4 protein-coding genes are annotated in these 3,625 nt (G+C 66.7%); 2 read left to right on the top strand and 2 right to left on the bottom strand.

The window, feature by feature from the left end:
- Positions 1 to 150 precede the first annotated feature (150 nt).
- Entirely contained in the window at positions 151 to 606 is a 456-nt protein-coding gene (locus ABZ656_RS57025; RefSeq protein WP_060894324.1) for an FhaA domain-containing protein, read from the top strand.
- Positions 607 to 706: 100 nt separating this feature from the next.
- Here the strand turns inward: ABZ656_RS57025 and ABZ656_RS57020 are convergent, their stop codons facing one another.
- Complete coding sequence (locus tag ABZ656_RS57020) at positions 707 to 1,072, bottom strand: MarR family transcriptional regulator (protein ID WP_257016317.1); 366 nt, start codon at positions 1,070 to 1,072, stop codon at positions 707 to 709.
- A gap of 234 nt (positions 1,073 to 1,306) precedes the next feature.
- A complete protein-coding gene (locus ABZ656_RS57015) occupies positions 1,307 to 1,645 on the bottom strand; it encodes a MerR family transcriptional regulator (RefSeq protein WP_060894326.1) in 339 nt (112 codons plus the stop codon).
- Positions 1,646 to 2,670: 1,025 nt separating this feature from the next.
- On the opposite strand from ABZ656_RS57015, the gene ABZ656_RS57010 reads away from it, so the two are divergent.
- Positions 2,671 to 3,414: a DUF6292 family protein gene (locus ABZ656_RS57010; RefSeq protein ID WP_129592446.1), complete on the top strand. Its 744-nt coding sequence runs from the start codon at positions 2,671 to 2,673 to the stop codon at positions 3,412 to 3,414.
- Positions 3,415 to 3,625: the final 211 nt, after the last annotated feature.

Raw genomic sequence — 3,625 nt, 5'->3', positions numbered from 1 at the left:
ACCGGGTAACGGTGCCCCCTATACGACGGCGACGCGCTCTCCACGGACGATCCCCCTCCACCACGACCAACCAGAAGATCATCCCACCCAGTCAGCCAACGTGACAGCGCCCTCTCGGCCTGTCTGCCGGAAGGGTCTTCGACCACCCTTATGGGCGAGCCTGCCTGGTCGGCGGTGGGGCAGGTGCAGGCGATGGGATTCCTCGAGAGCGGTGAGCGCGTGATGGAGCGGTGGACAACGAACCTGTGGGGCTTCTTGCTTCCCGCTAAGCAGGAGCGGGGCGAGGCCGTGGCCATGCTGCTGCGGCAGTGTGACGACAACGCCCTGATCGTCGGTCGGCAACGGGTCGTGGTGCCCAACGCCTTCGTGATCGAACTGCTCCCGGAGATCCACCAGCAGCTTTCGGAAAGCGCGTGGCCGGTGGAACCCGTCCTGGTCAACCAGGTGCGCCGCCACGCCGCCGAGCAGGGCTATACCTTCGCTGGTCCGGTCGTCGTCGACCTGCGCCCCGCGCCAGGCGATGCGACCTTGCGGTTCCACATCCACAGCCGCATCACTCCAGCCGAAGAGCAGCCGCAACCCATGGGGGCTCACACGACGCGCTGACCACCGGTCCAGCCCCAGGTGCGACTTTTCCCGGATGAACTGGTCTGTCCGGGGCGGACGGGAAGAATCTGAGTGCCGAGCCGCCGGAGACCGTGATGGATCATTCTCCCAACGAGGACCTCGTGAGTCCTCCTTGGGGCGGCAGCGATTTGCGCGGCGGGGGTGGTGCGGCGCCTTCTTCGCGGCCGGTGAAGAGTCCCACGAGGGCGCGGACGGGCAGGCCGGCTTCCGCTGGGTGCCGGAACGATCCGTCCAGGTGGAGGGTGTACTGATTGCGTCGCCCGAGCCGTTCCCGATGCAGGTAGTCGGCTTGTTCAAGGTCGGTCACGATGGCCAGGGCGGTGCGTTCGGTGATCCGGCATGCTGCGGCGATGTCCCGTAGCCGTGCGGCCGGGTCGCGGGCAATGGTCAGCAGTACCCGTGCATGGCTGGTCAGGAAGGTCCACCGTTCAGCCTGGTTATTCATCCTGCTCAGCGCCCTTCACCACCCTTGTCGGTGGATTCGCCGCGGACACCTGTCCACAACTGCCGGAAATCCGGCTCACCTATTGTCCCGGACAAGGTGCTGTGCCGCAGCCGATGCGACGGTTGCCGTTGGTGTCCGCAAAAAACGAAGTTGCCCGGAACGCTTTGCGTTCCGGGCAGCATGCGTGGGCGGCAGCCGCGAAGCTCGCGGGTAAGTTGCAGGTCTTTCGCCGTCTCAGGCCGCGGCCGTTGGGTTCGCTGACTCGGCGGCGCGGCGGTATTCGGCGTTGATGCGCTGGGCTTCCTCAAGCTGGTCTTCGAGGATGACGATGCGGCAGGCGGCCTCGACGGGGGTGCCGTGGTCGACGAGCTCCCGGGCGCGGGCGGCGATGCGCAGCTGGTAGCGGGAGTAGCGGCGGTGTCCGCCCTCGGAGCGGAGCGGGGTGATGAGGCGGGCTTCGCCGATGGCGCGGAGAAAGCCCTGGGTGGTGCCGAGCATCTCGGCAGCCCGGCCCATGGTGTAAGCGGGGTAGTCGTCGTCATCGAGCCGGCCGAACGAGTCGTCTGCTGTCATTGCACCTCTCTGTGGAACGCGTGGAGGGGCCCTGGTGCCATTGGCACCAGGGCCCCGAAGGAACTGCTACACCATCTGCCGGCCCTGATACTGCACCGGCCCTCTCTTTCCGCACCAGCTCACGGGGGATGAAAGCGTGTGCGGGGATCGCGGATGCGTGACCGGAGACCACCTACCTATCGATGTCCTGCGGTACCCGGGCTCAACACCGCCCGGGCGATCCTGATGGCGCCTGGCTCCTCCGTTCTTCCCTCTGGGATCAATCACTTACTGAGCGGGGACTGCGTACTGCTGGTACTGCTCTACTGCGTACTGCTGGTGATGCGAACTACTCAGTGGCCTGCGACAGCACCACTCTTCGGCAGCCAGCCCCGTCGCCCGTCCTGCATCTGCTCTGGCTTAGAACCCCACTGCCGAACTTCCCGGTGCGCGCGCCCGCAGCCGACGCCTTCACCGAGGTACTGCTTACTGACTTCACTGCTGGGTACCACGAACTGCCCTTACGGGTGGTGCCACTGCGGTCCTGCTCACGGCGGCCCCTGATCACTGCGGGCCACCCGGTCCGGTCGTCAGTCCCGTCGCCGTCCTGCAACAACCCTGGCTCCGAAACTCCACCACCGCACCGTCCTGCGCACTGCAACTACATGCTGCTACCTGGCAGTTCGTGTCTGCCGGGTCCTGCTGTCTTCCTGGCTACGAGAGAAACCATAACCAAGCCACAACCCAATGTCTACTCTGGCCAACATAGATTTCCGCACGGCCCGTGAGAAGGTAATCGAGCTCGAACAACCACGGCCGCTCCCCCGGCACCGCCGCGGCGCAACACAGGGAGCAGTGCGAGCCGCGCCGAGTTCAGGTCGCTACCCTCACCAGCCGCCGTACCCCGTGGACGCGAGCCGGGACGGGCTGCCGCGCGCCGCCCACTGCGCCGGACGCCAATCCGGCCCGGCACGATCTATGGCGACGTCACCGTCCCATCCCGACAGCGGAGAGAGAGTTCCGTGGCCAGCGAACCGAGTCCCCAGATGTCAGTTGAGCTTTCGAGGCGGGCGGGCCACTATGCCGCTGCTGTCGCCGAGTGCCTCCTGGAAGCGGATCTGCCGGTGACCGGGATTCAGAGTTGCGGTCCCTGGCGCGACACGGACGGCGAGTACCTCGACGTCGAGGCCGCCATCTCGTTCTCGCAGGCATTCCAGGATCAGCATGGCGGGGGCGACAGCGGGCTCCACTGGGCGGCCACGTCCGGCTGGTGTCTGTACACCGCCGGCAAGGAGGACCGGTACCTGTCCGGTGTCCGGTGGCCCGGGGCCGGCCTGCTTCCCGAACCTCGGCTCGTCGCGGCCTTCGTCGACGCTTTCCGTCTCGACCCGGCCAGGGCCGGCAGCAGCGAACAGCCGTCCTACCGTCAGGAGGGCCACGACTTCCCCATGCTGCTGGACAGCCTGGCCCCCTACCTTCCCGCCCAGCCCTACCTGTTCGAGGAACCCCAGGTCCGCTTCGCCGACCTGCACAGGCGCGCCTACGAAAACCGCGTGCGCCGGGCGCTCGTCTCCCGCGCCTCCGACCCTCTGACCCACCTGTACCTCCGCCAGGGTGAGCTCACAGCCCTCCTGCACCTTCTCGAGTACACCGAAAGCACCAACCCCAGTGCTCTCAACAGACTGCTGTCCGCCGACCTCAGCGCCCGCGCAGGCCAGCCCCCCGAAGCCGCAGAAACACACAAGAGGGCCCTCCAGGAAGCGGACCACCGCCGCCGACAAGAACCATGACCCCAGGCGGGGAGCGAAGAGGCAAACCCGGCGGTCGCCGCCAGCTCTCTACGCCGCCTCGACAGCCTTCTCCAGGTACTCCCTCGCGGCCCTAGTAGGGCTTGGTCAGGTCGGTTGGGGTCTGTACGCTCACCGGTGTAATTGATGATCATGGAAGAGACATCAAGTGACTGACACCGTGACCGAGTCCGTGGCCGCCGATGACCTGGCG

The sequence above is a fragment of the Streptomyces sp. NPDC007095 genome (genome assembly GCF_040634475.1).
GTDB lineage: Bacteria > Actinomycetota > Actinomycetes > Streptomycetales > Streptomycetaceae > Streptomyces.
The sequence above is the reverse complement of the archived record's forward strand: the minus strand, read 5'-3'. Positions and strand labels throughout refer to the sequence as shown.

What these genes read in the sequence shown, in the direction of transcription:
- ABZ656_RS57025 (WP_060894324.1), top strand. Translation starts at nt 151, where the DNA reads ATGGGCGAGCCTGCCTGGTCGGCGGTGGGGCAGGTGCAGGCGATGGGA.
- ABZ656_RS57020 (WP_257016317.1), bottom strand. Translation starts at nt 1,072, where the DNA reads ATGAATAACCAGGCTGAACGGTGGACCTTCCTGACCAGCCATGCACGG.
- ABZ656_RS57015 (WP_060894326.1), bottom strand. Translation starts at nt 1,645, where the DNA reads ATGACAGCAGACGACTCGTTCGGCCGGCTCGATGACGACGACTACCCC.
- ABZ656_RS57010 (WP_129592446.1), top strand. Translation starts at nt 2,671, where the DNA reads ATGTCAGTTGAGCTTTCGAGGCGGGCGGGCCACTATGCCGCTGCTGTC.